The organism is Hydrogenophaga defluvii (genome assembly GCF_042665235.1).
GTDB classification, from domain to species: domain Bacteria; phylum Pseudomonadota; class Gammaproteobacteria; order Burkholderiales; family Burkholderiaceae_C; genus Hydrogenophaga; species Hydrogenophaga defluvii_A.
The window spans coordinates 1-3,962 of record NZ_JBHTBZ010000018.1; the positions used below are offsets into that span (position 1 = coordinate 1).

The 3,962-nt window shown below is 60.9% G+C and carries 2 protein-coding genes and 1 pseudogene; all 3 read right to left on the bottom strand.

Going from position 1 to position 3,962, the window contains the following annotated elements; all coding sequences use genetic code 11:
* Nucleotides 1-81: 81 nt before the first annotated feature.
* Nucleotides 82-840, bottom strand: a pseudogene (locus ACFQU0_RS09170) (extracellular solute-binding protein); the annotation flags it as partial.
* A 685-nt stretch (nt 841-1,525) separates the two neighbouring features.
* Nucleotides 1,526-2,383, bottom strand: a complete 858-nt coding sequence (locus ACFQU0_RS09175) for a LysR substrate-binding domain-containing protein (RefSeq protein ID WP_382200000.1) — start codon at nt 2,381-2,383, stop codon at nt 1,526-1,528.
* Nucleotides 2,384-2,844: 461 nt separating this feature from the next.
* Nucleotides 2,845-3,962, bottom strand: a 1,118-nt coding sequence (locus ACFQU0_RS09180) for an NAD-dependent succinate-semialdehyde dehydrogenase (protein WP_382200002.1), incomplete at its 5' end; no start/stop codon positions are given.

Here is a 3,962-nt window from a genome sequence, read left to right on the forward strand (position 1 = left end):
GCAGGTTAGGGTTCTTACGTGGGTCAGATTTGGATGGAAATTACCCGTGAAGGTGGGTCAGTTCTGGATGGAAATCAACACCTTTAGCTCCTTGGTGAAAAAGGCGGGTGCATAGACGCCGCCGATGTCCAGCGCGTTCGAGCGGAACAGTTCAGCGATCTGGGTCGGGTTTTCACCGAAGGTCAGAACGCGGTCGCGCAACTCGGCCAGCCGCTTGAAGCCGCCTTCGGCATTGGTGGCGCTGCCGCCGGTGGTCTTGGCTGCAGCGACGATGGTGTCCAGCGCATCGGTCCAGGTTGCCGGGGGCAGGAACACGCGCTTGGCGTACTTTGGGTTCCACATCTCCTCGTAGCTGGTGGGCGGCGCTTTGAAGGTGCGGGTGTTGTAGATCATGCCACCGGTCCACAGCAAGTAGCCGATGCCGAAGCCCTCAGCACCCGTGGCAAAGCGCGGGTCCACGTCCTTTAGGTTGGGCAGTTGGTTCAGGTCGGGCTTCTCCAGCAGGCCAGCTGCCGCCAGGGACACGGCGCCCACGCCGGCCATGTGCATCACGTCGTATTGCGGGCGGGTGCCGCCGGCCTTGAGCTTGGCGACCATGTCGCCAGTGCCCCCGGTGCGGTCTGCAATCACCTTGCAGCCCGTCTTCTCTTCAAAGGTCTGGGCGATGTTGCGCAGCACGGCCAGGCCAGTGTCGTCCGACCATGTCAGGATACGCAGGGTCTTGCCGGCAAACTTGCGCGACTGGGCCTGGGCATGGATGGCGGGCAAACCCAAGGTTCCTGCGGCCAACGCAGCGGCCCCTACCTTGACGAGCTTGCGCCGCTGGATATCGTGATTCATGTCTTGTGCCTCCTGTGATAGATATAAGAAATGTTTGATTAACAATGAAGTTTTTTACGTTCGTGCGTAAAAGTTCCTCGAAGTCATGGTATTTGCCTTGAAAATTTTCCGGAACCATGGAAATTTTCATATGTGTATAAGAAATATTGAAAGACGGAGGGGTTGCGTGTTCGGCGCCTGTGCACTTGAAGGTGGGCCCGTCGGGGATGGCGCTGGGTCAACTCAGCCAAGGGCTGCGACATCGCCTCGGCGATCTCCCGTGGGAGTCCAGGTGTGTCGAACACGCCGTCGTGTGGATTCATGACGCTGAGGTGTTGGAAGGCAAACGCTTGCCATCCGGTCATCGCAGTACCTTGAACGTCGACAGCGCCGTGGCACGCCATCCGCACGCGACGGCCATGCTCAGTCTGGCATCGGCTCGCCCGGATGGACGGTGCGTCAATCTTGCGGATTGATCAGCTTGAGCTGCGCGTTACGTTGATGATTCGAGTCAACAGCTTTCCAAGGGATGGCGCCTATCGATCATGTGATCGATGCACTTGCTCAAGAACGCATCGTTGGCGGGCCAGGAAAGGGTTCCGGCTGAGCTCGCAGAAATCAGCCTTTTGGACATCAAGCTGAGGGTTCCGGGAACGCGCAATCGCCCGGTAAGTCAACGTTGCTTGTGCGTTTGGGTGCTTCCCGTTCACACCGCCAATCGGCCTGGCATGCGGGTCATAAAATCTGCCAAGTAGTGTGCCTCGTCCGACACATTGGCGCGTGAGTACAACCCGATGCCAATGGCCACGGGTTCGGGGATGTGGGCGGAGGGAATCAGTGCGTGGCACCCGGGAGGGATGGTGGCTGCGAGCATCGGGCCAACGCCTATGCCCACCTGCACAGCGGTTGCCATGGCCACCAAGGTGGAGGCTTCGCACACCATGTGCCAATGCAAGCCATGTGCGGCAAGAGCCTCTAGCACGCGGTTGCGCCAGGGGCATCCACCATCAAACATCACCACTGGCAGAGCCTCGCTCAAGGGCAACGAGAAGTCCGAACGCGCCACCCATTGCAACTGTTCCGGCCATTCGACCAGCGGCGTGTGTGGCACTTCCAGAGAGTCGCAGATCAACATATCGAGTTTGTCCTGCTCAAACAGTGCTGCGAGTTGGCGGTTACCTGCAATGATGAGGTCGAGTTGTACCTTGGGGTTCTGGTCGCGGAAGGACTTGAGAATCTCGACAAGGCGAGTGGCCGCAAAATCTTCCACCACGCCCAGCTTGACCCGCCCTTCCATGTGCTGGCCGCTCACCCTTTTGCGCGCCTCGTCGCCCAGTGTGAGGATTTCACGTGCATAGGGCTCCAGCACACGCCCCTCGGCATTGAGCGTGAGGCCTTTGGATGAGCGCGCGAACAGCGGTGCGCCAACAATTTCTTCTAACCGACGTATCTGCATGCTGACGGCGGCCTGGGTGCGATGTAAAGCGGCAGCGGCGCCATTTACCGTGCCAATGTCAACAACCGCAAGAAAGGCGCGCAGCAGATGTGGATCCAGGTCGTGCATTCAGGGCTTCTCTTGTGATGAGGGAGTGGACTCAAAGCGTTTGATCTTGGCCGGTGAATCCACATCTTTTTTGGCTGGCTGGTTGGATGGAGGGGCCGTTGTACGTTGGGGTCAATGCGGTGACCGCCGAGTTGTACGGCAATACAGGGGGCGACACAGGTTTGAGAACAGCCTACAGACAACGTGGTGGCGATTTTCACCGATACGCCTGCGTGCCGAAATGATGATGACCTGAATGCGAGGAGCGGCTGATTGCACGCGCCAGGGGCTGCCACGCTGACGACAAGCAGGTGCGGTGCTCCCCGTGCCTACTGCGAGCCGGTGTGGCGGCACATCACTGGCATGGCGGTGAAGGGTTTGCAGAGTTGTTGGCGATCAAGTCCCAGCCGGATGCCTCAGAAACAGCCACTTCGGCTGGAAGTAAGCACATCCGGCAAGATGGGAGGTATGCGTGGCGCCACTCAGCGCAGCACATCCCCTACACAGAGGTACTTGATCTCCACATAGTCGTCCATGCCGTGGTGCGAGCCCTCGCGGCCCAGGCCGGACTGTTTGACACCACCAAACGGCACGTGTTCGGTGGCGAGGATGCCCACGTTGATGCCCACCATGCCGTACTCCAGCGCCTCGGCCACGCGGTAGATGCGCCCGATGTCGCGGCTGTAGAAGTAGCTCGCCAGGCCGAACTCGGTGTTGTTGGCCGCATCGATGGCTTCTTGCTCGGTCTTGAACTTGAACACCGGCGCAAAGGGGCCGAAGGTTTCTTCGCGGGCGCACAACATCTCGGCCGTCGCATCGGCCACCACGGTCGGCTCGAAGAACTGGCCTTCCAAGCGTTTGCCCCCGGCCACCACCCGCGCACCCTTGGCCACGGCATCGTCCACATGGCGTTGCACCTTCACCAGTGCGGCTTCTTCGATCAGCGGGCCCTGGTTCACCCCGTCCTCAAAACCGTTGCCCACCTTGGCGGTCTTCACCTTGGCCGCGAACTTCTCCACGAACTGGTCGTACACCCCTTCCTGCACATAGAACCGGTTGGAGCACACGCAGGTCTGGCCCGCGTTGCGGTACTTGCTGGCAAAGGCGCCTTCCACCGCGCTGTCGATGTCGGCGTCGTCGAACACGATGAAGGGCGCGTTGCCCCCCAGTTCGAGCGACATCTTCTTGACCGTGGGCGCGCACTGCGCCATCAGGATGCGGCCCACTTCGGTGGAGCCGGTGAAGGAGAGGTGGCGCACCACGTCGCTGGCGCAGATCACCCTGCCCACGGCGATGCTGTTGTCGCTGTCGGCCGTGACGATGTTGAGCACCCCGGCGGGGATGCCCGCGCGCAGGGCCAGCTCGCCGGCGGCCAGGGCCGTCAGCGGCGTCAGCTCGGCCGGCTTGATGACCACCGGGCAGCCCGCTGCCAGGGCCGGGGCCACCTTGCGGGTGATCATGGCCAGCGGGAAGTTCCAGGGCGTGATGGCCGCACACACACCGATGGGCTGCTTGAGCACCATCAGGCGGCGGTTGTTGTCGAACTGGGGCAGGGTTTCGCCGTTGACACGTTTGGCTTCTTCGGCAAACCACTCCACAA